Genomic DNA, 22149 nt, shown 5'->3' with positions numbered 1-22149 from the left:
TGCCGGCGCGCTGCTTCCGGCCGGAGGCAGCGCGCCCGGCATCAGGCGCGGCAGGATGCCTGCGCAAACCAGCGCAGGCGCAGCTTATCCCATACCCAGTTGTAAACCATGGTGTAGGGCAGGAAAAACAGAAAGAATCCTACCTCTAATAAAAAGGCGTTAAGCAGCGAAATATGCAACATACCGGCGGCGATCGGCAGGCCAATCAGGATAAATCCCCCTTCAAAACAGAGCGCGTGCAGAGCACGTAGCCCCAGCCCGCGCTTCTGATGCGGCGGCCAGATGCGATCGAACAGGGTGTTATAGATCATGTTCCACAGCATCGCGACGGTAGAAAGGGCAATCGCCAGCGTGCCCATCTGGAACAGCGGCTTGTCCATAATCCATGCTGCCAGCGGCGCGATAGTCACAATAGCCAGGCCCTCAAAGCCCACGGCGTGCAGAATGCGTTCTTTCAGCGAACGGGTACGCATAAATACCTCCGGTTACGTAATAACGCGCATTTTCGCACTGCACGCATCTGAGATAAAATGAGTGTCTATCGAAAAAAACGATGGTAAACCATGAAATACTCTCCGGAATCCCTTGAGGCATTTGTCCAGACCGTTGCAAGCGGCTCTTTCTCTGCTGCTGCCCGCGCGCTGGCAAAAAGCCAGTCCACCATCAGTGCTGCCATCGCTAACCTTGAAATCGATTTAGGCTTTGCGCTGTTTGACCGTCGCGGCCGTCAGCCGGTGCTGACACCGCAGGGTGAACGCGCACTGGCTCAGGTGCAGCAGATCCTGGCCGCCAGTCAGCGGCTGGATGAACTGGCGCTGCGCCTGTCGCAGGGCGTTGAGCCGCGCCTGAGTCTGGCTATTTCCGATTTCTGGCAGGCCGATCACCATGAACATCTGCTGACGCGGTTTGATGCCCGCTACCCTGATATCGATTTTGAATGCATGATTGCAGAGGATGAGGATGTACTGGATCTGCTGCAGGCGGGGCGGGTGCATCTGGGCGTGGTCCGCACTCAGCCTGCGCTGCCGCCCGATCTGGCGGTAGCCCGGCTGCAGGTGGAGGCGCAGATGGCGATTTTTCTGCATCAGGATCACGCGCTGTCGCAGCTGGCTCAGGTGAGTGAGGCGCAGCTCAGCGAGCTGCGGCAGCTGCGGCTGAACACCTGGGTACAGACGCGCGGACCGCTGCCGGCTGCCGGACGAACCTGGTCAGCGCCGACGTATCTGCTGCTGCTGGAGATGGCGGAGCAGGGGTTTGGCTGGAGCGTATTGCCGCGCTGGCTGGTGGATCAGTTTGGTCATCAGGTCCTGAAAGAGCTGTGCGTGCCCGGCTGGCCGCAGCATATTGCGGTAGATGTGGTCTGGTCGCGACGCAATCCGCCCGGCCCGGCCGGGCGCTGGATGATCGATCAGCTTTGCGCGCAGCAGCCCGATTAATCGCAGCGTGCCACGTCGGCCAGTGTGGCATTCAGCAGTCGCGCCAGATCTTCTGCAGCCAGCTCAATGTCGAGGCCGCGTTTACCGCCGGAGATAAAAATGGTGGAAAACTCTGCGGCCTGCCGATCGATCACCGTTGGCAGGCGCTTTTTCTGACCCAGCGGACTGATGCCGCCCAGCAGGTAGCCGGTGACGCGCTGCGCCAGCTGCGGATCGGCCATTTCTGCTCGCCTGGCGCCCAGCGCTTTCGCCACTTTTTTCAGATCGAGCTGGGATGCAACCGGCGTAACCGCCACCGCCAGCGCTTTCGCATCGCCGTTCAGCGCGACCAGCAGCGTTTTAAAGACCTGGCACGCATCAAGGTTGAGCTTGCGCACCGCTTCATCACCAAAATGCGTTTCATGGCTGTCATGCTCATAGGGGTGCAGCGTAAACGCCACGCCGTTTTTTTCCAGAAGTTTGACTGCAGGGGTCATCGTTAATCCTTACGACAAAAATTCTTCTCAAAGATTGCGCTAATATCAGTGGCGAAAATCTGAACTTTGCGCGAGAATTGTCCCGCGCCACTCACCCTGGCGATAACCAAAATCATAAACAAATTCCTCTTTGACAGGTCGATAGTGATATCGGCCTTCTTTTTTTGTCTTATCCTTCGGCCACTCCTGAGCAGCGCAGGCGACGCGTTACGGCTGCTTCTGTTTTAGCAGGCCGGGCAGATTATCATCGCCATAGAGGTGCAGCGCGCCGACGGCCACCAGATAGCGACCCGATGGCAGTGCCAGCAGCTGTTCGCGCCATTGCTGGTTACGGTTACGCATCAGCGTATCGCTCAGCTCGCTGCCAAAGGTCGCGGGCAGCGCCACCGGCTGCTGCGCGGGCGGCGCTTCAAGCCACCAGCTGATCATCGTCTGCAGCAGCCGCGCATTGGTATGCCAGTGCTCAAGCGTATCCACCAGCAGCGCCCGACCCTCCTGCGGCAGGGATTTCAGCAGCGCGATTTGCGTCTCCGGCCCCTCCAGCTCAATGATCGGCTTGCCCGCTGCCTTTGCGGCCTGCAGCAGCTGATAATCGATACCATACTCCGGACGCAGTCCGAGCCGCTGCGCCTGGTGCGCCTGCAGCATCAGCGCTATCTGCCAGCAGGGCAGGGTATCAAAGAGGTCACTCTCCAGCCCCAGATCCTGACAGAGCGCCTGCAGCCGCGTCAGCGTGGCGCTCTCCAGCCGGGTGTGCAGCGGCGGCAAATCTGCGGTATCCGCAAAAGGAGAGCCGCCGCGCGTGATGTCCGCTTCAACAATCAGCGCATCCGCTTTCTGCAGCTGACGCAGCAGGCCGGCTGGCAGAGGCTGCATGTTGCGTGTGCCCATATGAATACTGCCGGTCAGATGCAGCAGCCGGTCGCCCAGACGCATATCCATTGCCGGCCAGCGGTAGGCAGACGGAAAAAGCGCGGCGATCCGCTGCCAGAGACGTTGCCAGATAGGGCTGTTCATGTCCGCTCCTGTTACGGTTAAACCGTTATGCTAACGATTTATTTCGGTTAAAAACAGCGCACTGGCTGTTATTACCGGTCGGGCGGAGTGAAACGCAGCAGGCGGTTTGCATTGCTGACGACGGTGATGGAAGAGAGGGCCATCGCTGCTCCCGCGACAATCGGGCTCAGCAGCAGGCCGGTAAAGGGATAGAGCACGCCCGCCGCAATCGGAATACCCAGGCTGTTATACACAAATGCGCCCAGCAGATTCTGGCGCATATTGCGCAGCGTGGCCTGCGAAATCGCCAGAGCATCCGCTACCCCATGCAGGTTGTTACGCATCAGCGTCAGCGGCGCCGTTTCGACCGCGACATCGCTGCCGCTGCCCATCGCAATACCGGTATCCGCCTGCGCTAACGCCGGCGCATCGTTAATGCCATCTCCTATCATCATCACCCGGCGCCCCTGCTGCTGCAGGCGGCTTATGGCTTCTGCTTTACCCTCTGGCAGCACGCCGGCGATCACTTCATCAATTCCCGCTTCAGCAGCGATAGCGCGGGCAGTGACCTGATGATCGCCCGTCAGCATCACCAGCCGGTAGCCAGCCTGATGCAGTCGCTGCAGCGCCGCTTTACTCTCCGGCCGCAGATTATCGCGCAGCGCAATCAGGCCCAGCAGCTGGTGCGCGTTGGCCAGCAGCACTGGCGTAGCACCGCTTGCCGCGATGCGTTCGATATCCGCCCGCGCGGCGTCATAATTAATCTGCTGCTCATCAAGCAGGGCCGTGTTGCCCAGCAGCAGGGTCTGACCTGCCACCTGTGCGCTTACGCCCCTGCCACGCAGCGTGCGAAAGTGAGCGATCTCTGCTGCCGGCGGCTGCGGCGCGGCAGCGAGGATTGCGCTGGCGAGCGGATGCGTGGATCCCTGCTCCAGCTCTGCTGCGGCCTGCAGGATTTGCTGTTGATCCTGGTCAGCATAGCAGCAGATCTCGCCGATCTGCGGCGATCCCTGCGTCAGCGTACCGGTTTTATCAAACACCAGCGTGTCAGTTTCGCTGGCGTGCTGCAGCGCGTCGGCATCGCGCACCAGGATACCCAGCTCTGCCGCACGGCCGGTGCCGGCGATGATCGACATCGGTGTGGCCAGTCCCAGCGCACAGGGACAGGCGATAATCAGGACGGTAGTGATGATCACCAGCGCATAGGCGAGCTGCGGCTGTGGCCCGATCAGATACCAGGTGAGGCCGCTCAGCAGCGCAATCGCTACCACAACCGGTACAAAGACGGCAGAGATGCGATCGGCGAGGCGGCCAATCTCCGGCTTGCTGCTTTGCGCCTGACGCACCAGATTAATAATACGCGCCAGCGTGGTGTGGCTGCCGGTAGCGCTGGCGATAAAGCGCAGCGTGCCATCCTGCACCACCGTGCCGGCATAGACTTTGCTGCCAGGCGCTTTTTCCTGCGGCACGGCTTCGCCGGTCAGCATCGCTTCATCGCACCAGGCCTCGCCCTGCGTCACGTCGCCGTCCACCGGCACCCGATCGCCGGTGACCAGCTTCAGAGTCATACCGGCGGTGACGGCGCTCAGCGGCAGTTGCTGCTCACCCTGTTCGGTGACCACGCACGCCTGAGCCGGCGTCAGATCCAGCAGCCGCTCCAGCGCGCGCGAGGCGCGCTGACGGGCACGCTGCTCCAGCGCGTGCCCGAGGTTAATCAGGCCGATTATCATGACGCTGGCTTCAAAGTAGAGATGGCGTGCCTGCAGCGGAAAAAATTCCGGCCACAGCGCCACGCTCATCGAATAGAGCCAGGCAGCGCCGGTGCCGAGCGCCACCAGCGTATCCATGGTGGCTGTGGCTAATCGCAGGCTGCGCCAGGCGCTGCGGTAAAAGTGGCCGCCGGCAATGATCATGACCAGCAGCGTGACAACGCCCAACGTACGCCACAGCGTCTGATTCGCCGGCGTCAGCATCATGTGATCGCCCGCCATGCCCCAGAACATCATCGGCACGCCAAACCCCAGCGCCAGCGCCGACTGCCAGCTGAAGCGGCGCATCGCCTGCCGCGCGTTCGCCTGCTGACGCTCGCGCCGGCGCTGTTCATCTTCAATCACTTCAGCGCTGTAGCCTGCCTTGTCTACGGCGGCAATCAGCGCCGGTGCGTTAACCTCACCCAGCACCAGCGCGCTGCGTTCACCGAGGTTAACGCGTGCTTCCGTGACGCCGGATACCGCGCGCAGCGCGTTCTCTACCCGGCTGACGCAGCTGGCGCAGCTCATGCCATCAATCAGCAGATGCTGTACCGGCAGCGCCGCTTCTGCCGGCTGAGAGGCCGTTGTCAGCGCCTCCGGCGGCGGCTCCTGAGCTGTCAACGGGTCAGACTTTGGGGATGTTGCCTCAGGCTGCAGCGTGGCGTGGTAGCCAGCCTGCTCTACGGTTGCGATTAGATCGCTGGCGCTGGCCGTCCCGGTCACGCGTGCCTCCTGCTGCGTGACCTCCGCCTGCTCCACGTCGCTGCGCTGTTCCAGCGCCTCTTTAACCCGTTTGACACAGTGGCCGCAGGAAAGCCCCTCCAGCGCCAGCGTTTGTCTGTCTGACATGATAGTCTCCTTAGTGAACAGAGTTGACCGGCTGCACCGGTTACAGTAGTTATAAGCGTAAACCTTCCATTCGGGGGAAGGTCAAGGAGCCGGCATGAATATCAGCGACGTTGCCAGAAAAACCGGGCTGACCAGTAAAGCGATCCGCTTTTATGAAGAGAAGGGGATCGTGACGCCGCCGCTGCGTAGCGGAAATGGCTACCGGCACTATGACGAACGCCATCTGGAAGAGCTGCATCTGTTGCGCCAGGCGCGCCAGGTTGGCTTTACGCTGGATGAGTGCCGCGAGCTGGTGGCGCTGTTCAACGATCCTGCGCGGCACAGCGCAGATGTCAAAGCGCGCACGCTGCAGAAAGCTGAAGAGATTGCAGCGCATATTGAGGAGCTGCACGCCATGCGGGCGCGCCTGCTCTCACTGGCAGAGGCGTGTCCCGGCGACGAGGGCGCCGAGTGCCCGATAATAAATCAGCTGGCGGGCTGCTGCGGTCACTCCGGCGGTAAGCGCGGCTGAATCAGCAGCGTGATCCCTTCAACCGCCGTGACCGTCACCCGCGTGCCCGCGGGCAGATCGTCTGTTGCCTGTACGCGCCAGCTGCTGTCACCAATCTGTACATGACCGATACCGCTTTTAAGCGGCGTCTCCAGCGTCAGCTGCCGGCCTATCAGCTCTTTACCGCGCTGGTTTAGCGTGTTGGGTTGCTGCGTTGCAGCCTGATGGCGCATCCAGCCATACCAGCCCAGTGCGCTCAGCAGCGTTAGCGCGGCAAACATCAGCCCCTGACCAGCCCACGAGAAGGGCCACAGCCACTCGGCCAGGCCAACCAGCAGCGCCGCCATACCGCACCAGAGCAGATAGCCGCTGGTGCCCAGCATTTCGGCTGCCAGCAGCAGCCCGCCCAGCGTCAGCCAGAACCAGTGCGGATGGGCAATCAGCTCCATCAGCATTACGGTCTCCGCTCCGGATGACGCTCTTTCAGCAGCTCACTGATGCCCGCTACCGAGCCGATCAGGCTGCTGGCATCGAGCGGCATCATCACCACTTTACTGTTACCGGCTTCGCCAATTTTCTGCAGCGCATCAGTATATTTCTGCGCAACAAAGTAGTTAATGGCCTGGATGTCACCGGCGGCGATCGCCTCAGACACCATGCGCGTGGCGTTCGCTTCCGCCTCTGCCTGCCGCTCACGCGCCTCGGCCTGTAAAAAAGCGGAGGTGCGCTCGCCTTCCGCTTTCAGAATCTGTGACTGCTTGTCGCCTTCAGCGCGCAGTATGGCGGCCTGACGCACGCCTTCAGCAGCCAGAATATCGGCGCGTTTGGTACGCTCAGCTTTCATCTGCGCATTCATGGCAGCGATCAGCTCCTGCGGTGGCCGCACATCGCGGATCTCAATACGGGTAATTTTGACGCCCCAGGGGTTTGTCGCTTCATCAACGATATGCAGCAGGCGGGTGTTGATGTTGTCACGCTGCGACAGCATCTCATCCAGCTCCATGCCGCCAAGGACCGTGCGAATGTTAGTCATCGTGAGGTTGATTATCGCCAGCTCCAGATTGCTGACCTCATAGGCGGCACGCGCCGGGTCGACAACCTGGATAAAGCAGACGGCATCAATGGTGACGTTGGCGTTGTCTTTGGAGATGATCTCCTGAGAGGGGATATCGAGCACCTGCTCCATCATATTGATGCGGCGACCCACGCGATCCATAAACGGCACCACCAGATTAAGTCCCGGCGAGAGCGTACGGGTGTAGCGTCCGAAGCGCTCTACCGTCCACTGATAGCCCTGCGGAACAATCTTGATTCCGGCCCATACAATCACCAGCATCAGCACGATGAGAACAGGAATAGCGGTCAGCATATAACCTCCTGGCTGTCAGATTACCGGGCCGAGTCGCTTCGGCCCGTCTGCGTATCCGTCAGTAGAGCAGCGAATAGAGCTGGCGGCGATAGCGCGAGGCGAGGGCGTCGCCGGTGCCAAGCGCGGCCAGGATCTCCTGGAACATTTTGCGCACTTCACCGTCACCGGCGGCGAGATCGCTTTTCAGAAAGCCCAGCAGCAGCTCCAGCGCCTCTTCATTACGCCCAACCTGATGCAGCTGTAACGCAAGTTTAGCAGCCAGGGGCGCGTTCTGCGGCTCGGCGTTCAGCTGCTCCTGCAGCAGCTGGATCTCAGGCGTATCCGCCGCCTGCTTCAGCAGGTCGATCTGTGAGACCAGGCTCTGATAGCGTGTATCCTGATCCTGCAGCGGCACCACATCCAGCACCGCTTCCGCTTCATCACTGCGGTTCAGGGCGATCAGCACTTCTGCCAGCAGAAAGCCAATCTCACTGTTTTTATTGCTCAGCTGCCAGGCATCTTTCAGCAGCGGCAGCGCCTCCAGCGGCTTGTTCTGCTGCATCAGCTCCATGGCCTGCTGCGCTTTCAGCTCCTCTTCGCGCGGCAGAACTTTTTCCAGCAGCGCGCGGATCGCCTCTTCCGGCTGCGGGCCCTGGAAACCATCTACCGGCTGTCCGTTCTGAAACAGATAAACCGTGGGCAGCGAGCGCAGACCGAACTGTGATGCCACCGCGGGCTCGTTGTCGCAATCGAGTTTTGCCAGCAGGAACTGGCCGGCATACTCCTGTGCCAGACGCTCCAGCACCGGGGTAAGCTGCAGGCAGTGCTGGCTGCGTTCAGACCAGAAATAGAACAGAACCGGCAGCTGCATGGATTGCTCCAGCGTCTGCTGCAAATTGGACTCATTGATGTCGGTGATCAAAGCGTGTGACATGAAAAACGCTCCTGGCAGAAAGTGTAAAGAGAATATGGGGATAAAGTGTCCCGCTTCAAGCGCTGGCTGATGTTACCGCTCAGTTGCTGCGCAAAATGCGATCCAGCATCCAGCCCGGCAGCAGTCGTTTCAGAAAACTCATGCCCCAGGCCACCAGCGTAACCGGATAGCGCAGCCGCGGGTGACGGCTCTCCAGCGCATGGCGCAGTTTGGGTAAAATCGCCTCCGGCGGCAGGGTAAAACGCGCCGCGATGCCGGGATTCTGCACCGGCTTCTCCTGCTCACCCTGCTGCACGTTATCGGTGAAGCGCGTGGCAATCGGCCCCGGCTCTATCAGGCTGACGCGCACGCCGCTGGCGCGCACTTCCATACGCAGCGCATCGCTCCACGCCTCCAGCGCCCACTTGCTGGCGGCATAGGCGCCACGCCCCGGGGTGGAGATCAGTCCCAGCACCGAGCTGGTGTTGATAATGCGGCCGTCACCGCTGTTCTGCAGCGCCGGCAGCAGCCGCATCGTCAGCTGATGAGTGCCAAAGAGGTTGGTAGAGAACTGCTTTTCAAGCTGCTGGCGGCTGACGCTGCTCAGCGGCCCATACTGACCAAATCCGCCGTTATTAAATAGCCCGTGCAGGCAATGTCCGGTGAGCGCCAGCACCTGTTCTGCCGCGGCATCCACACTTTCGGCATCATCAAGGTCGAGCGGGATGCCGGTATATCCCAGAGCGGTCATCCGCGCGACATCCTCGGCGCGGCGGCAGGCGGCAAGCACGTGATAGCCGCGCGCCTGCAAATCGCTGGCGGCTGCCAGCCCGATACCGCTGGAGCAGCCGGTGATTAAAACCGATTTTTGCATTTCTTTACCTGTCAAATAGCACGACTCAGCGCGAGTCATGCTTAACTAGCGGAGCCAGCGCGTCAGCCATAATGCCGGCAATAAACGGCTGCGCATCCGGATTGGGGTGAATACCATCCTGCTGCATCCACTCCGGCTTCAGATAGACCTGCTCCATAAAAAAGGGCACCAGCGGCAGGCTGTACTCTTCCGCCAGGCGCGGATAGATGGCGCTGAACGCTTCAGTGTATCGTCGTCCATAATTAGCGGGCAGCCGGATCTGCATCAGCAGCGGCTGCGCGTCAGCGGCTTTTACCGCACGGATAATCGCACGCAGATCCTGCGCGATAGCCTGCGGCGGAAAACCGCGTAAACCATCATTACCGCCCAGTTCGATTAACACCCAGCGCGGCTGATGCTGTTTTAATAGTGCAGGCAGCCGTGCCAGACCCTGTCCGGCGGTATCACCGCTGATGCTGGCATTGACGACGTTGGGCTGCTGCTGCCAGCGCGTGCTGAGCAGGGCAGGCCAGGCGGCGCTGGCAGACATCCGGTAGCCGGCGCTCAGGCTGTCACCTAATACCATCAGCGTATCGGCTGCAGCGATGCGCGATACCAGCAGCAGCACCACACACAGGAAGGGATAATGCCAGCGGAAAACATTGTTGCGGTTCATCATCTTACTAAGTCCGTCGGTCAGGGTGAGCATCAGCTCTCAATCCTTACCGGAGTTGAGCTGGTTGTCAAACCAGCCGAGACGCTCGCGCTGATTGGCGAATCGGGATCGGGAAAGTCGACGCTGCTGGGGATCCTCGCCGGGCTGGATGATGGCAGCAGCGGCGAGGTGCATCTGCTGGGTCAGCCGCTGCACCGCATGAACGAAGAGCAGCGCGCGGCGCTGCGCGCACGCGAAGTCGGTTTTGTGTTTCAGTCATTTATGCTGGTGCCCACGCTAAACGCGCTGGAGAACGTGCAGCTGCCGGCGCTGCTGCGCGGCGAGAGCGATCGCGACAGCCGCGCACAGGCCAGCGAGCTGCTGGCGCAGCTTGGCCTGAAAGCGCGCCTGCATCATCTTCCTGCACAGCTTTCAGGAGGCGAACAGCAGCGGGTGGCGCTGGCGCGTGCATTTAGCGGGCGTCCCGGCCTGCTGTTTGCGGATGAGCCCACCGGTAATCTCGATCGTCAGACCGGGGAGCGCATTGCCGATCTGCTGTTCTCGCTCAACCGTGATTACGCCACGACGCTGATCCTGGTGACCCATGATGAGCAGCTGGCCGCGCGCTGCGATCGGCGGCTGCGGCTGCGTGACGGCAAGCTGTGGGAGGAGGCATGATCTGGCGCTGGTTCTGGCGCGAATGGCGCTCGCCTTCGCTGCTGATTGTCTGGCTGGCGCTGACGCTGGCGGTGGCCTGCGTGCTGGCTTTGGGTTCTATCAGCGATCGCATGGAGAAAGGACTCAGCCAGCAGAGCCGCGACTTTATGGCGGGCGATCGTACGCTGCGCAGCAGCCGGCCGGTGCCGGAAGCCTGGCTGACGCAGGCGCATGAGGAGGGATTAGCGATCAGCCGTCAGCTCAGCTTCACCACCATGACCTTTGCGCGGGAGACGCCGCAGCTGGCAGATGTTAAAGCGGTGGATGACGCCTATCCGATGTTTGGTACGTTGCAGACCGAGCCACCGGGCCTGCGTCCGGCGGCAGGCAGCGTGCTGGTCGCCGCGCGTCTGCTGGCGCTGCTGGATCTGCGCGTCGGCGATCCGATAGAGGTCGGGGACGCCACGCTTCGCATTGCCGGTACGGTGATCCAGGAGCCGGACAGCGGATTTAATCCCTTCCAGACGGCGCCTCGTCTATTAATGAACCTGGCGGACGTTGAAAAAACCGGCGCCGTTCAGCCCGGCAGCCGCCTGAGCTGGCGCTATAAGTTTTCCGGCGACGCCGCACCGCTGGCACGCTACGATCGCTGGATCGAGCCGCGCCTTAAAGCGGGCGAACGCTGGATAAGCACCGAAAATTCAGAGGATGCGCTGGGCCGTTCCATGCAGCGCGCGCAGCAGTTTCTGCTGCTGTCGGCATTACTGACGCTGCTGCTGGCCATCGCGGCCGTGGCGGTAGCCATGAGCCACTACTGCCGCAGCCGTTACGATCTGGTGGCGGTGCTGAAAACGCTGGGGGCCACGCGACGTGCGCTGCAGCGGCTGATTATCGGCCAGTGGCTGGCGGTGCTGCTGCTAGCGGGCGTGACCGGCAGCGCGCTGGGGCAGGGGATCGAACTACTGCTGCTTACCCTGCTGAAGCCGGTGCTGCCCGCCTCGTTGCCTGCCGCCAGCCTCTGGCCATGGCTCTGGGCGCTCGGCACTATGTTTATTATCTCCCTGCTGGTGGGGCTGCGTCCTTATCGTCTGCTGATGGCGACCCAGCCGCTGCGCGTACTGCGGCGCGATGCGGTGGCGCGCGTCTGGCCGCTGCGCCTCTATCTGCCGGTGATGGCGCTGGTGGTGGTGCTGCTGCTGGCGCTGCTGCTGGGGGGCAGCAAAATGCTCTGGGCGCTGCTCACCGGCGTCGTACTGCTGGCGCTGCTGCTCGCCGTGCTGGGCTGGGGTACGCTGCTGCTGCTGCGCCGGCTGGTTGTGCGTAACCTGGCGCTGCGGCTGGCCATTAACCGTCTGCTGCGACAGCCGGCAATGACGCTGAGCCAGCTCGCCGCGTTCTCGCTCTCTTTTATGCTGCTGGCGCTGCTGCTGGTTATGCGCGGCGATCTGCTCGATCGCTGGCAGCAGCAGCTGCCGCCGGATGCCCCAAACTATTTTCTGCTGAATATTACGCAGGCGCAGGTGCCGCAGGTGCGTGACTTTTTGCAGCAGCATCAGATCAAACCGGAAACCTTTTATCCCGTCGTGCGCGCGCGTCTGGTTGAGCTGAACGGCAAAGCGGCCGATCCGCGGCAGGATAATGCGCTGAACCGCGAGCTCAATCTGACCTGGCAGGCGCAGCGGCCGGATCACAACCCGCTGCTTGCCGGCAGCTGGCCCCCGCGGCCAGGGGAGGTTTCGATTGAAGCCGAACTGGCGCAGCGGCTGGGCGTTAAGCCGGGGGATGAGCTGACCTTTAGCGGCGATACGCAGACGTTCAGCGCGCGCATCAGCAGTCTGCGTAAGGTGGACTGGGAGAGCCTGCGGCCTAACTTCTTTTTTATCTTCCCGCCCGGCGCGCTGGAGCAGCAGCCGCAGACATGGCTGACCAGCTTCCGCATGGCGAACAATCCGGCGCTGCTGGCGCAGCTGAACCGGACGTTCCCGACGCTGAGCCTGCTCGATATTGGCAGCATCATGAAACAGATTGGCCAGGTGCTGGCGCAGGTGAGCCAGGCGCTGGAAATCATGGTGGTGCTGGTGACGCTGTGCGGCGTGCTGCTGCTGCTGGCGCAGATCCAGATCGGCATGCGCCAGCGTCGTCAGGAGCTGGTGGTGTATCGCACGCTGGGCGCGAGCAAACGTCTGCTGCGCGGCACGCTGTGGTGTGAGTTTGCTCTGCTCGGCGTGGTTTCCGGAATAGCGGCTGCGCTGGGGGCAGAAGCCGCGCTGTGGGCACTGCAGCGTAAAATTTTCGATTTTCCCTGGCAGCCCGACTGGACGCTGTGGTTTGCGCTACCGCTGTGCGGAGCGCTTCTGCTGTCGCTGTGCGGCGGCTGGCTGGGCGTGCGACTGCTGAAGGGCAAAGCGCTGTTCCGGCGCTTTGACGCGGCGTAATCAGGATCCCTCTGTCTGAGGGGTCCCGTCAGCAACTCAGAGCTTCGCCTGCGCCCAGGTGAGGCCCGAGGCGTATTCCGGCGGCAGCAGCGGCTGCAGCGCGTGCAGGGCGGCGGCAAGACGTGACGGCTCACTGTCAGTGAGATTCAGGTGTCCCACCTTGCGGCCGGGCCGGACCTCTTTGCCATACCAGTGCAGATGCACCAGCGGCTGCGCCAGCCAGGCGTGGTTTACGTCGCTGCCGATCAGGTTCACCATCACCGAGGGAGCGAACACCGCCGGCTGCGGCAGCGGCAGGCCAAGAATGGCGCGCAGATGCAGCTCAAACTGGCTGATAGACGCGCCGTTCTGCGTCCAGTGACCGCTGTTGTGCACGCGCGGTGCCAGCTCATTGATCAGCAGTCCCTGCGGCGTGATAAAGCACTCCATCGCCATGACGCCCACGTAATCCAGCGCCTGCATAATGGCGCGCAGCATGGTTTCCGCCTGCTGCTGCTGTGCACTATCCGCCTGCGGGAACGCCACGCTGGTGCGCAGAATGCCCTCTTCGTGCAGGTTATGTGTCAGCGGGTAGAACACCATGCTGCCATCCTGACCGCGCGCGCCTACCAGCGAAACCTCACCGCTAAAATTAATGCCCTGTTCCACAATGCACTCGCCATAGCACTCAGCGGGTAACGTCTCTGTTTCATCCGCCCGCAGCCGCCACTGGCCACGACCGTCATAACCGCCGGTGCGGCGTTTAACAATTGCCAGTTCGCCCAGCGTCTCAAATACCGCCGGCCACTCATCAGGTGCGGCCAGCAGCTGCCAGGGTGCGGTAGCCAGATCAAGCTCATCCAGCAGCTGCTTCTGCGTCAGACGATCGGCAAGGCGCGGGAAGATATCGCGGTTCACAAAGGCGGGGTGGCGGGCGAGCTCGCGCGTCAGGGCGGTTTCCGGCCAGCGTTCAATTTCGGCGGTGATCACGCTCTCTGCAATGGGCAGCGAGGCGGGCTCCGCATCCAGTCCCACCGGATAGACCGCAATGCCCAGCGGCTCAGCCGCCTGGCGCAGCATACGGCCCAGCTGACCGTTACCCAGTACGCATACCGGCTTCATGCCTCACCCCGCGGATCCGGATTCTCCAGCACCTCATCGGTCTGCGCCTGGCGCCACGCAGTGAGACGCGACGCCAGTGCCGCATCGTGGGTGGCCAGAATCTGCGCGGCCAGCAGCGCCGCGTTGGCTGCGCCCGCTTTGCCAATGGCCAGCGTACCCACCGGAATGCCGCGCGGCATCTGTACAATCGAGTAGAGGCTGTCAACACCGCTCAGCGCGGCGCTCTGCACCGGTACGCCCAGCACCGGCACCAGCGTTTTTGCTGCGATCATGCCGGGCAGATGCGCAGCACCGCCGGCGCCCGCAATAATCACCTGGTAGCCATGCGCAGCGGCGCCTTCAGCAAAACTGAACAGCTTGTCCGGGGTGCGGTGGGCAGAAACCACCTCTACGTGAAAGGGAACGTCCAGGCTGTTGAGAATTTCCTCGGCGAACTGCATGGTAGCCCAGTCACTTCTGGAACCCATGACGATAGCGATACGGGCCGGGGCGGCAGTGGATGACATGCGGTCAACTCCTGTGAATAGACAAACGAACCTGGCCGGTGAGGCAGGTAAGAAGGGCACAGAGGATAGCATGAGATAGCAGCAAGGAAAACGGTTGCGCGGCCAGAAAACGGGCAATTGCACCCGCGAAATCAGAAGGGGAAGGCGATCAGTTTTACGCCGCTGGCGTCCAGCTGGATCATCGAGCCTGCGTCGTGCCATGCCCCAAGAACAGCGCGCTGCGCGGGAAGGCCATTCAGAGAGAGCGTGTGGATTTCCGGCCGGTGCGTATGGCCGTGGATCAGCAGCGGAGCCTGCTGGCGCTGCATGGCTGCTGTCACCGCCTGCGGGTTCACATCCATAATGGCCAGCGATTTATGCTGGTTCGCCTGCTGGCTGCCGGCGCGCATTCTGGCCGCAATGCGCAACCGCAGACGCAGTGGCAGCGCCAGAAACAGCCGCTGCAGCCAGCGCTGGTGGACCTTTGCGCGAAAACGCTGATAGCCAGCATCATCCGTGCAGAGCGTGTCGCCGTGCATAATCAGCACGCGCTGACCATACAGCTCCAGCACCTGCTCCTCTGGCAATAGCGTCATGCCGCTGGCGCGGGCAAAGCGCTTGCCCAGCAGGAAATCGCGGTTGCCGTGAATAAAATAGACCGGCACCGGCAGGGCGCGCAGGGCGGCGGCGATCTGCTGATGCAGCGGATTAGGATCGTCATCGCCAATCCAGGCTTCAAACAGATCGCCCAGGATGTAAAGCGCCTCGCACTGCCGCGCTTCACTCTGCAAAAAATGCAGAAAACCGGCAGTAATTGCCGGTTCTTCCTGACACAGATGGAGATCTGCGATAAACAGCGTGCGCGACATTACTCGCTGACGGTCACTTTCTGGATGACAACGTCTTCGGTCGGCACGTCCTGATGCATACCGCTGCGGCCGGTTTTCACCGCTTTGATTTTTTCGACGACATCCATACCTTCAACCACTTCAGCAAACACGCAGTAACCCCAGCCCTGCAGGCTTTCGTCGCGGAAGTTCAGGAAGTCGTTGTCAGCAACGTTGATAAAGAACTGTGCGGTTGCCGAGTGCGGAGCCTGAGTGCGCGCCATCGCCAGCGTGCCTTTGGTGTTTTTCAGGCCGTTGTTCGCTTCGTTGCGGATTTCAGCTTTGGTGGCTTTCTGCTTCATGCCCGGTTCGAAACCGCCGCCCTGAACCATAAAGCCATTGATGACACGGTGGAAAATAGTGTTGTCATAAAAACCTTCACGGCAGTAGTCCAGGAAGTTCTGTACGGTGGCCGGCGCTTTATCATCAAAGGTTTTGATTACGATATCGCCATGGTTCGTCTGGAAAGTGACCATTATATTCGTCCTGTGGAGGTTGTATTCAGTATCAGTTGCCGCGTTCGCGTGCGGACGGGCATTTTGTCGACGCCTCTTATAACATAATTTCCCGGAACGCGTCAGCAAGGCAACGGCATCTGGTATCTCAGCGATGCACAAGTCAGAAAAATACGGCACAATATCAGGCTACCAAAGAAGGCGTCTCCCGCACACGATAAAAACGGAACCGTTCAATGCTAAAGATCTATAACACCCTGAGTCGACAGAAAGAGGAATTTAAACCTATTCATGCTGGTGAAATCGGCATGTACGTGTGTGGTATTACGGTTTACGACCTCTGTCATATCGGCCACGGGCGTACGTTTGTGGCATTTGACGTAGTGGCGCGTTACCTGCGCTATATTGGCTATCAGCTGAAGTATGTGCGTAATATCACTGATATTGATGACAAAATTATTCGCCGCGCTAACGAAAATGGCGAAACCATTGAGACGCTGACCAACCGCATGATTGCGGAGATGCACCAGGATTTTGCCGCGCTGGGCATCCTGCCGCCGGATCTGGAACCACGCGCCACGCGCCATATCGCGGAAATTATTGGGCTGGTGGAGCGGCTGATTGAACGCGGTCACGCCTACGTGGCGGAGAACGGCGATGTGATGTTTGATGTGCTGAGCGATACCGATTATGGCGCGCTGTCGCGTCAGGATCTGGAGCAGCTGCAGGCGGGTGCCCGCGTGGAAGTGGCAGAGGTAAAACGCAACCCGATGGATTTCGTGCTGTGGAAGATGTCCAAAGCCGATGAGCCGTCGTGGGAATCGCCGTGGGGCAACGGTCGCCCGGGCTGGCACATCGAGTGCTCCGCCATGAACTGCAAGCAGCTTGGCAGCCACTTTGATATTCACGGCGGCGGCTCTGACCTGATGTTTCCGCACCATGAAAATGAAGTGGCGCAGTCCACCTGCGCGCACGACGGTCCCTATGTCAATTACTGGATGCACTCCGGCATGGTGATGGTTGACCGTGAGAAGATGTCAAAATCACTCGGCAACTTCTTCACCGTGCGCGATGTGCTGCAGCACTACGACGCCGAAACCGTACGCTATTTCCTGATGTCAGGACACTATCGCAGCCAGCTTAACTACGGCGAAGATAACCTCAACCAGGCACGTGCGGCGCTGGAGCGTCTGTATACCGCACTGCGGCATACCGATACCAGCGCGCAGCCTGCCGGTGGCGAAGCTTTTGAAGCGCGTTTCCGCGCGGCGATGGATGATGACTTCAACACGCCGGAAGCCTACTCGGTGCTATTTGATATGGCGCGCGACGTGAACCGTCTGAAGAGTGAAGATAAAGCGGCGGCTGACGGGCTGGCGGCCAGATTGCGCGAGCTGGCGAATGTGCTGGGGATCCTGCAGCAGGATCCGGAGCTGTTCCTGCAGAGCGGAGCGCAGACGAATAATGACGAAGTCGCAGAGATTGAGCAGCTGATCAAAATGCGCAACGACGCGCGTCAGGCGAAAGACTGGGCGCAGGCGGATGTGGCGCGTGACCGGCTTAACGCACTCGGCATTGTGCTGGAAGATGGTCCGCAGGGCACCACCTGGCGACGTAAATAAGAAAAAAGGGCGAACCCGGGTTCGCCCTTTTTGTTATGCGACCACCGTTATGCGCTGGCCGGCAAACTCTACCGTCTGTCCGGCGACGATTTTACAGCGCTTGCGCGTTTCAATCGCCCCGTTCACGCGCACTTCACCTTCATCAATCACCGCTTTGGCCTGCGCGCCGCTCTCTACCCAGCCTTCCAGCTTCAGCAGATCGCACAGATCAACGTGCTGATGTTTACCCAGTGAGAAACTCGCCATTATGCTTCCTCCACGTCGTGATACGCTTCGCACGCCAGCAGCGTGTTTTCAATTAAAGTGGCTACCGTCATCGGCCCGACCCCGCCCGGGACTGGCGTAATGTAAGAGGCGCGCTCAGCGGCAGCGGCAAAATCAACGTCGCCCACCACTTTACCGCTCTCCAGCCGGTTGATGCCGACGTCAATCACCACCGCGCCTGGTTTGATCCAGTCACCCGGAATAAAACCGGGCTTGCCCACGGCCACGACCAGCAGATCGGCGTGCTCCACGTGATGGCGCAGATCGCGGGTGAAGCGGTGAGTAACCGTCGTGGTACAGCCTGCCAGCAGCAGCTCCATGCTCATCGGGCGGCCAACGATGTTAGACGCGCCGACCACTACGGCGTTCAGGCCATAGGTATCGATGTTATAACGCTCCAGCAGCGTGATGATACCGCGCGGCGTGCAGGGACGCAGTTTCGGCGCACGCTGGCAGAGGCGACCCACGTTATAGGGATGGAAACCATCCACATCTTTATCCGGTGTGATGCGCTCCAGCACCTTGACGTTGTCGATCCCGGCCGGCAGCGGCAGCTGCACCAGAATGCCGTCAATCGCCGGATCACTGTTCAGCTCATCAATCAGCGTCAGCAGCTCGCTTTCGCCGGTGGAGTCGGGCAGGTTATAAGCACGGGAGACAAAGCCTACCTCTTCGCAGGCGCGACGTTTATGCGTGACGTAGATCTGCGAAGCGGGGTTTTCGCCCACCAGGATCACGGCCAGACCCGGCGCACGTTTGCCCGCCGCCAGGCGCTGCTGCACTTTTTCCGCAACTTCGCTACGCACCTGCTGCGCAATCGTTTTACCGTCAATAATTTTTGCTGCCATCAGAGAGGAAATCCATCTGTAGAGAGTTAAATCGGGGATGGTGCCTATTCTGGCAGAAGCGCGGGCGGCTGTCAGTCACAGTTTCAGCAGCCTGCGCGCTTTCAGGCTTTTTTTCGTGGTGACGCGTGCCAGCCTGCATGGGTATGATATCTGCAGGACACTCTGGGAACGATGTAATGATCTGGATAATGCTTGCCACTCTGGCAGTGGTGTTTGTGGCTGGATTTCAGCTGATCACCGCCGCCTCGCGTCACGCTGCCCAGCGGCTCAGCAAGCGGCTGCAGCTGCCGCCGGTACAGGTGGAGTCAATGCTCTCGATGATGGGGAAAGAGGCGGCGAAAGAGTTCACCGACTACCTCAGCCGCGATAACGAAACGCACCTGCATAATGGCGCAGCGGTACTGCTGATCTGGCAGGTACTGATTGTTGACGGCAGCGAAGAGAACAGCCAGCGCTGGCATGCGATCCTCAGCCGCGCCGGTTTCCCGGCACTCATCAGCCGCCAGCAGCTGCTGCTCGCGCTGGGCTTTCTGCGCCAGCTGGAGCCGGACAGCCAGGAGCTGCACGCGCGGCGTGAGCAATATAATGCGCGCTTTACGCCACAAGGGATTGAGCTGGAAGGGGAATCCACCGGCACCAGTAATCTCGTGTCGCTCAGCGAATGGCGCAAACGCCATTGATGCAAATTGGTTATTCCCGCAGCACTCCGCTGCACAGAAACGGCAAAAACGTTGACGTACCCGCTTCCCGACGTATAATCCGACCCAACTCCTCAGCGCCCTTAGCTCAGCTGGATAGAGCACCGGCCTTCTAAGCCGTAGGTCACAGGTTCGAATCCTGTAGGGCGCGCCAAGTCAAATCAAGCAGTTACGCCAGCTTCAAACCAACCTGATTTTCTCCTTGTGTCGTATTTGTGTCTTTTTTCCTGAAAGTGAGTCAATTTTTCGCATGTGCCCGGTAAGGTAGTCAGGCGCCAAGTGAGCATTTCGCGGCACCCTTTCTATGCGTTTCCATCCGCATGCATCACTCTTAGGCTATAAAAACCAGCCACGCCGCCCGCCCATTCTCATACCCGATATCAGCTGCCTTTTTGCAACAGGCAAATCGGACCTGATAACCGCTATCCGGCGTTTTCCGCCACTATTCTGAGTCAGCAGACGGATGCGCTTTTGCCAGCAGTCCGGCTTTTCAGTAAATAATGGTCCTTTTTTTCACCTCTCACTTCTCCTGCCACTGCATAACTTACATCCCGGCAAAGTTAGCGGAATGATTAATCACTCTGAATTGTCTGGCTTAAAAAAAAGCAGGCTGGCGTTGTTATCAGGTCATTTTCGTGAATAATATGCGGCAATATTTATATTAATTAACAAGATTTGCGTTTAGTTTACGTGACAAGGATTGTCTGATGGTTTCATTTAACACATCAATTACGCTCTGTTTCTCTCTTTTGGTTGCTGCTTTTATAATCAGTAAGGCCGCTGCGGAACCCTTACCTGATGCAGGTGAACAGGTCCGGCAGCAGCAACAGCGCCAGCGGGCGCTGGAGCAGCAGATAGAGCCGAAAGCGCCTGATGTGCGACTTTCACCGCCCGCTTCTGGTTTTGGCCGCCTCTCTTTTCCTGCAGAAAAACCCTGCTTTCCTCTCACGCATATCGTGCTTGAGGGGCAGCAGGCGCTGCCGCACTGGCTGCCGCTTAACGCTATTGCCAGCCAGGCGCAGGGAAAGTGCCTGGGCGGGCGCGGCATTAATCTGCTGATGAGTACGCTGCAAAACCGGCTGGTTGATCATGGCTATGTGACTACGCGGGTGCTGGCACCTTCGCAGGATCTCAACAGCGGCACGCTACGGCTGGTGATCCTGCCCGGTTACGTGCGGGAGGCCAGGCTGACGCCGGATAGCGATCGTTATCTGTGGCTCTACAGCGCCTTTCCCGCCCGTGACGGTAATCTGCTGGATTTGCGTGATATCGAACAGGGACTGGAAAACCTGCAGCGGCTGCCGACCGTGGTAGCCGATATGTCGGTCGTGCCTGGAGAACAGCCGGGCGAGAGCGATGTAGAGGTACGCTGGCAGCAGAAAAAGATGTGGCGCGTCGGTCTCTCGCTGGATGATTCCGGTACGCGCAGCACCGGACGCTATCTGGGTGGCGTCACGCTGTCGCTCGATAACCCTTTTGCGCTGAGCGACCTTTTTTATCTGTCGGCCACGCACGATCTGCAGGGCAAAGGCGGTAAAGGCAGCAAAAACGTCATCGGCCACTACTCGGTGCCGTTTGGATACTGGATGTTCTCCGCAACGGTCAGCGACTATGACTATCACCAGACGGTCGCCGGAACCCATCAGGACTACCGCTATAGCGGGAAAAGTCAGAGCCTCGATTTACAGCTTAGCCGGGTACTGCATCGCAGCGGCTCGCAAAAAACCTCGCTGACCTATGACGTCCTGACGCGCGAAACCCGCAACTATATCAACGACACCGAAGTTCAGGTGCAGCATCGCCAGACGGCGGCGTGGCGTATCGGTCTGCAACACCGCCACTATATCCGCCAGGCGACGCTGGATGCGGGCATCAGCTATCAGCGCGGCACGCGCTGGTTCGGTGCCGAGCCCGCACCCGAGGAGTATTTCGGCGAGGCGACGGCGCTGAGCAAAATCGTGCAGCTCAGTGCGCAGTTCAGCCTGCCGTTCAGCATCGGCAGCCAGCGTTTTCGCTACGGTGCGCAATACCTGCGTCAGATGAGTAATACGCCGCTCACGCCGCAGGAACAGTTTTCGATAGGTAACCGCTGGACCGTGCGCGGTTTCGACGGTGAACGCACGCTGAACGCGAGCCGCGGCTGGTTCGTCCGCAATGACATCGCCTGGAGTACGCCGCTGCCTGCACAGGAGTTTTATCTGGGCGCGGACTATGGCGAGGTGGGCGGCGCGGGCAGTGAGTTGCTGACCGGCCAGCATCTGGCGGGCGGGGTAGCAGGGCTGCGCGGTCAGGCCTGGAATACCGGTTATGACCTGTTTATCGGGACGCCGCTGTCGAAGCCTGATGGTTTACGTACCAGCAGCGTCACGCTCGGCTTTAACCTCAACTGGAGCTACTGAGAATGCGCGCAGGCAAGTATGAGGTTAAATCGCCGCTGATTCTGGGCGGTGAAGAGAGTGAAGCGGAAATACTGGGATCGGCGGTGTGGCTCTGGATGCACTCGCCGCTGCATCGTGATGCGCCGCTGCACGCCCTGCCGACGCTGCTGCTGCCGATCATCAAACAGCAACAATATGTACTGGTGGCTGAAGCGGGTACGCCGGTTTTTTTCTTCAGCTGGGCCTGGCTGAACGAAGAAGCCGAAGCGCTTTATCTTACACGGCCCGCTATCCATTTCCCGCCTGACGCATGGAACAGCGGCAAGCGCATGTGGTGCTGCGACTGGATCGCGCCATTTGGCCATACCGCCGCGATGAGTCGCCTGATCCGGCGCGATCTCTTTCCTCATGCCTGCTGGCGGGCATTGGATCACCGCGGTGAGCAGCGCGGCAGGCGCGTATTCAACTTTCATGGCAGTCGCGTGACCCATGAAGCGGCAAAAAGGTGGCGCCAGCAGCATCCGCTCGCCGCCGTGTTACCGCAAATCTGAT

23 protein-coding genes, 1 tRNA gene and 1 pseudogene are annotated in these 22149 nt (G+C 60.3%); 9 read left to right on the top strand and 16 right to left on the bottom strand.

From position 1 onward, the window contains the following. Positions 1–41: 41 nt before the first annotated feature. Positions 42–473: a multidrug/biocide efflux PACE transporter gene (locus F3I15_RS09235; protein ID WP_150017601.1), complete on the bottom strand. Its 432-nt coding sequence runs from the start codon at positions 471–473 to the stop codon at positions 42–44. A 90-nt stretch (positions 474–563) separates the two neighbouring features. On the opposite strand from F3I15_RS09235, the gene F3I15_RS09230 reads away from it, so the two are divergent. Then, entirely contained in the window at positions 564–1436 is an 873-nt protein-coding gene (locus tag F3I15_RS09230; protein ID WP_039383034.1) for a LysR family transcriptional regulator, read from the top strand. Here the strand turns inward: F3I15_RS09230 and ybaK are convergent. The 3 genes from ybaK to copA form a co-directional block, all read right to left on the bottom strand. Then, positions 1433–1912, bottom strand: a complete 480-nt coding sequence (gene ybaK / locus F3I15_RS09225; RefSeq protein ID WP_150017599.1) for a Cys-tRNA(Pro)/Cys-tRNA(Cys) deacylase YbaK — start codon at positions 1910–1912, stop codon at positions 1433–1435. The genes F3I15_RS09230 and ybaK overlap by 4 nt on opposite strands. Positions 1913–2119: 207 nt before the next feature. Further along, entirely contained in the window at positions 2120–2929 is an 810-nt protein-coding gene (locus F3I15_RS09220) for a TraB/GumN family protein (protein WP_150017597.1), read from the bottom strand. 71 nt (positions 2930–3000) lie between these two features. Next, entirely contained in the window at positions 3001–5508 is a 2508-nt protein-coding gene (copA, locus tag F3I15_RS09215) for a copper-exporting P-type ATPase CopA (protein ID WP_150017596.1), read from the bottom strand. A gap of 94 nt (positions 5509–5602) precedes the next feature. Here copA and cueR point away from each other — a divergent pair, with 94 nt between their 5' ends. Further along, a complete protein-coding gene (gene cueR, locus F3I15_RS09210; protein WP_150017594.1) occupies positions 5603–6019 on the top strand; it encodes a Cu(I)-responsive transcriptional regulator in 417 nt (138 codons plus the stop codon). On the opposite strand, the gene F3I15_RS09205 is transcribed toward cueR, so the two are convergent. From F3I15_RS09205 to tesA, 5 genes are all read right to left on the bottom strand, one after another. After that, on the bottom strand, positions 5995–6453 hold the full coding sequence (locus F3I15_RS09205) for an NfeD family protein (RefSeq protein ID WP_150017593.1): 459 nt from the start codon (positions 6451–6453) through the stop codon (positions 5995–5997). The genes cueR and F3I15_RS09205 overlap by 25 nt on opposite strands. Further along, positions 6453–7367, bottom strand: coding sequence for an SPFH domain-containing protein (locus tag F3I15_RS09200; protein ID WP_150017591.1), 915 nt, complete (start codon positions 7365–7367; stop codon positions 6453–6455). Before F3I15_RS09200 ends, F3I15_RS09205 begins: the two co-directional genes overlap by 1 nt. A 58-nt stretch (positions 7368–7425) precedes the next feature. Continuing rightward, entirely contained in the window at positions 7426–8280 is an 855-nt protein-coding gene (locus tag F3I15_RS09195) for a co-chaperone YbbN (protein ID WP_150017589.1), read from the bottom strand. 79 nt (positions 8281–8359) lie between these two features. Further along, complete coding sequence (locus tag F3I15_RS09190) at positions 8360–9133, bottom strand: SDR family oxidoreductase (protein WP_150017587.1); 774 nt, start codon at positions 9131–9133, stop codon at positions 8360–8362. A gap of 25 nt (positions 9134–9158) precedes the next feature. Next, a complete protein-coding gene (tesA, locus tag F3I15_RS09185) occupies positions 9159–9791 on the bottom strand; it encodes a multifunctional acyl-CoA thioesterase I/protease I/lysophospholipase L1 (RefSeq protein ID WP_150017585.1) in 633 nt (210 codons plus the stop codon). On the opposite strand from tesA, the gene ybbA reads away from it, so the two are divergent. After that, positions 9759–10445, top strand: a complete 687-nt coding sequence (ybbA, locus tag F3I15_RS09180) for a putative ABC transporter ATP-binding protein YbbA (RefSeq protein WP_039383054.1) — start codon at positions 9759–9761, stop codon at positions 10443–10445. The two genes, tesA and ybbA, sit on opposite strands and share 33 nt — an antisense overlap. Continuing rightward, on the top strand, positions 10442–12859 hold the full coding sequence (ybbP, locus tag F3I15_RS09175) for a putative ABC transporter permease subunit YbbP (protein WP_150017583.1): 2418 nt from the start codon (positions 10442–10444) through the stop codon (positions 12857–12859). The genes ybbA and ybbP overlap by 4 nt, the downstream gene beginning before the upstream one ends. Positions 12860–12895: 36 nt before the next feature. Here the strand turns inward: ybbP and purK are convergent, their stop codons facing one another. The 4 genes from purK to ppiB all read right to left on the bottom strand — a co-directional run bounded on the left by purK (position 12896) and on the right by ppiB (position 15808). Beyond that, positions 12896–13960, bottom strand: coding sequence for a 5-(carboxyamino)imidazole ribonucleotide synthase (purK, locus tag F3I15_RS09170; RefSeq protein WP_150017581.1), 1065 nt, complete (start codon positions 13958–13960; stop codon positions 12896–12898). Further along, complete coding sequence (gene purE, locus F3I15_RS09165) at positions 13957–14466, bottom strand: 5-(carboxyamino)imidazole ribonucleotide mutase (protein ID WP_039383061.1); 510 nt, start codon at positions 14464–14466, stop codon at positions 13957–13959. The genes purK and purE overlap by 4 nt, the downstream gene beginning before the upstream one ends. Before the next feature lie 131 nt (positions 14467–14597). Further along, positions 14598–15314, bottom strand: coding sequence for a UDP-2,3-diacylglucosamine diphosphatase (locus tag F3I15_RS09160; RefSeq protein ID WP_150017579.1), 717 nt, complete (start codon positions 15312–15314; stop codon positions 14598–14600). Beyond that, positions 15314–15808 (bottom strand): peptidylprolyl isomerase B, encoded by a 495-nt coding sequence (gene ppiB, locus F3I15_RS09155; protein ID WP_039383066.1) that lies wholly within the window; start codon positions 15806–15808, stop codon positions 15314–15316. The genes F3I15_RS09160 and ppiB overlap by 1 nt, the downstream gene beginning before the upstream one ends. 215 nt (positions 15809–16023) lie before the next feature. Between ppiB and cysS the strand changes: the two genes are divergently transcribed. Then, on the top strand, positions 16024–17409 hold the full coding sequence (cysS, locus tag F3I15_RS09150) for a cysteine--tRNA ligase (RefSeq protein WP_150017577.1): 1386 nt from the start codon (positions 16024–16026) through the stop codon (positions 17407–17409). Positions 17410–17442: 33 nt separating this feature from the next. Here the strand turns inward: cysS and ybcJ are convergent, their stop codons facing one another. Further along, positions 17443–17655 carry a ribosome-associated protein YbcJ gene (gene ybcJ, locus F3I15_RS09145; protein WP_039383070.1) on the bottom strand — a complete coding sequence of 71 codons (213 nt, stop codon included), beginning with the start codon at positions 17653–17655 and terminating at the stop codon, positions 17443–17445. Then, positions 17655–18521 (bottom strand): bifunctional methylenetetrahydrofolate dehydrogenase/methenyltetrahydrofolate cyclohydrolase FolD, encoded by an 867-nt coding sequence (gene folD / locus F3I15_RS09140; protein ID WP_039383072.1) that lies wholly within the window; start codon positions 18519–18521, stop codon positions 17655–17657. Before folD ends, ybcJ begins: the two co-directional genes overlap by 1 nt. Before the next feature lie 176 nt (positions 18522–18697). On the opposite strand from folD, the gene F3I15_RS09135 reads away from it, so the two are divergent. Next, entirely contained in the window at positions 18698–19201 is a 504-nt protein-coding gene (locus F3I15_RS09135; protein ID WP_039383074.1) for a DUF1198 family protein, read from the top strand. 95 nt (positions 19202–19296) lie between these two features. Next, positions 19297–19373, top strand: a tRNA-Arg gene (locus F3I15_RS09130). A 15-nt stretch (positions 19374–19388) separates the two neighbouring features. Here the strand turns inward: F3I15_RS09130 and F3I15_RS18345 are convergent. Further along, positions 19389–19537, bottom strand: a pseudogene (locus F3I15_RS18345) (integrase); the annotation flags it as partial. A 389-nt stretch (positions 19538–19926) separates the two neighbouring features. On the opposite strand from F3I15_RS18345, the gene F3I15_RS09120 reads away from it, so the two are divergent. Together F3I15_RS09120 and F3I15_RS09115 are read left to right on the top strand one after the other, a co-directional pair. After that, positions 19927–21618, top strand: coding sequence for a ShlB/FhaC/HecB family hemolysin secretion/activation protein (locus F3I15_RS09120; RefSeq protein WP_150017575.1), 1692 nt, complete (start codon positions 19927–19929; stop codon positions 21616–21618). Positions 21619–21620: 2 nt separating this feature from the next. Continuing rightward, positions 21621–22148 carry a toxin-activating lysine-acyltransferase gene (locus F3I15_RS09115; protein ID WP_150017573.1) on the top strand — a complete coding sequence of 176 codons (528 nt, stop codon included), beginning with the start codon at positions 21621–21623 and terminating at the stop codon, positions 22146–22148. The last annotated feature ends 1 nt before the right edge of the window (position 22149 follow it).

The sequence above is a fragment of the Pantoea sp. M_9 genome, assembly GCF_008631385.1.
GTDB lineage: Bacteria > Pseudomonadota > Gammaproteobacteria > Enterobacterales > Enterobacteriaceae > Pantoea > Pantoea eucrina.
This window is presented reverse-complemented; position numbering and strand designations above follow the sequence as displayed.

What these genes read in the sequence shown, in the direction of transcription:
- ybaK (WP_150017599.1), bottom strand. Translation starts at nt 1,912, where the DNA reads ATGACCCCTGCAGTCAAACTTCTGGAAAAAAACGGCGTGGCGTTTACG.
- cueR (WP_150017594.1), top strand. Translation starts at nt 5,603, where the DNA reads ATGAATATCAGCGACGTTGCCAGAAAAACCGGGCTGACCAGTAAAGCG.
- F3I15_RS09200 (WP_150017591.1), bottom strand. Translation starts at nt 7,367, where the DNA reads ATGCTGACCGCTATTCCTGTTCTCATCGTGCTGATGCTGGTGATTGTA.
- purE (WP_039383061.1), bottom strand. Translation starts at nt 14,466, where the DNA reads ATGTCATCCACTGCCGCCCCGGCCCGTATCGCTATCGTCATGGGTTCC.
- tesA (WP_150017585.1), bottom strand. Translation starts at nt 9,791, where the DNA reads ATGATGAACCGCAACAATGTTTTCCGCTGGCATTATCCCTTCCTGTGT.
- purK (WP_150017581.1), bottom strand. Translation starts at nt 13,960, where the DNA reads ATGAAGCCGGTATGCGTACTGGGTAACGGTCAGCTGGGCCGTATGCTG.
- F3I15_RS09205 (WP_150017593.1), bottom strand. Translation starts at nt 6,453, where the DNA reads ATGCTGATGGAGCTGATTGCCCATCCGCACTGGTTCTGGCTGACGCTG.
- cysS (WP_150017577.1), top strand. Translation starts at nt 16,024, where the DNA reads ATGCTAAAGATCTATAACACCCTGAGTCGACAGAAAGAGGAATTTAAA.
- F3I15_RS09195 (WP_150017589.1), bottom strand. Translation starts at nt 8,280, where the DNA reads ATGTCACACGCTTTGATCACCGACATCAATGAGTCCAATTTGCAGCAG.
- F3I15_RS09160 (WP_150017579.1), bottom strand. Translation starts at nt 15,314, where the DNA reads ATGTCGCGCACGCTGTTTATCGCAGATCTCCATCTGTGTCAGGAAGAA.
- F3I15_RS09220 (WP_150017597.1), bottom strand. Translation starts at nt 2,929, where the DNA reads ATGAACAGCCCTATCTGGCAACGTCTCTGGCAGCGGATCGCCGCGCTT.
- F3I15_RS09235 (WP_150017601.1), bottom strand. Translation starts at nt 473, where the DNA reads ATGCGTACCCGTTCGCTGAAAGAACGCATTCTGCACGCCGTGGGCTTT.
- F3I15_RS09230 (WP_039383034.1), top strand. Translation starts at nt 564, where the DNA reads ATGAAATACTCTCCGGAATCCCTTGAGGCATTTGTCCAGACCGTTGCA.
- ppiB (WP_039383066.1), bottom strand. Translation starts at nt 15,808, where the DNA reads ATGGTCACTTTCCAGACGAACCATGGCGATATCGTAATCAAAACCTTT.
- F3I15_RS09115 (WP_150017573.1), top strand. Translation starts at nt 21,621, where the DNA reads ATGCGCGCAGGCAAGTATGAGGTTAAATCGCCGCTGATTCTGGGCGGT.
- copA (WP_150017596.1), bottom strand. Translation starts at nt 5,508, where the DNA reads ATGTCAGACAGACAAACGCTGGCGCTGGAGGGGCTTTCCTGCGGCCAC.
- ybbP (WP_150017583.1), top strand. Translation starts at nt 10,442, where the DNA reads ATGATCTGGCGCTGGTTCTGGCGCGAATGGCGCTCGCCTTCGCTGCTG.
- F3I15_RS09120 (WP_150017575.1), top strand. Translation starts at nt 19,927, where the DNA reads ATGGTTTCATTTAACACATCAATTACGCTCTGTTTCTCTCTTTTGGTT.
- ybbA (WP_039383054.1), top strand. Translation starts at nt 9,759, where the DNA reads ATGCCAGCGGAAAACATTGTTGCGGTTCATCATCTTACTAAGTCCGTC.
- ybcJ (WP_039383070.1), bottom strand. Translation starts at nt 17,655, where the DNA reads ATGGCGAGTTTCTCACTGGGTAAACATCAGCACGTTGATCTGTGCGAT.
- F3I15_RS09135 (WP_039383074.1), top strand. Translation starts at nt 18,698, where the DNA reads ATGATCTGGATAATGCTTGCCACTCTGGCAGTGGTGTTTGTGGCTGGA.
- F3I15_RS09190 (WP_150017587.1), bottom strand. Translation starts at nt 9,133, where the DNA reads ATGCAAAAATCGGTTTTAATCACCGGCTGCTCCAGCGGTATCGGGCTG.
- folD (WP_039383072.1), bottom strand. Translation starts at nt 18,521, where the DNA reads ATGGCAGCAAAAATTATTGACGGTAAAACGATTGCGCAGCAGGTGCGT.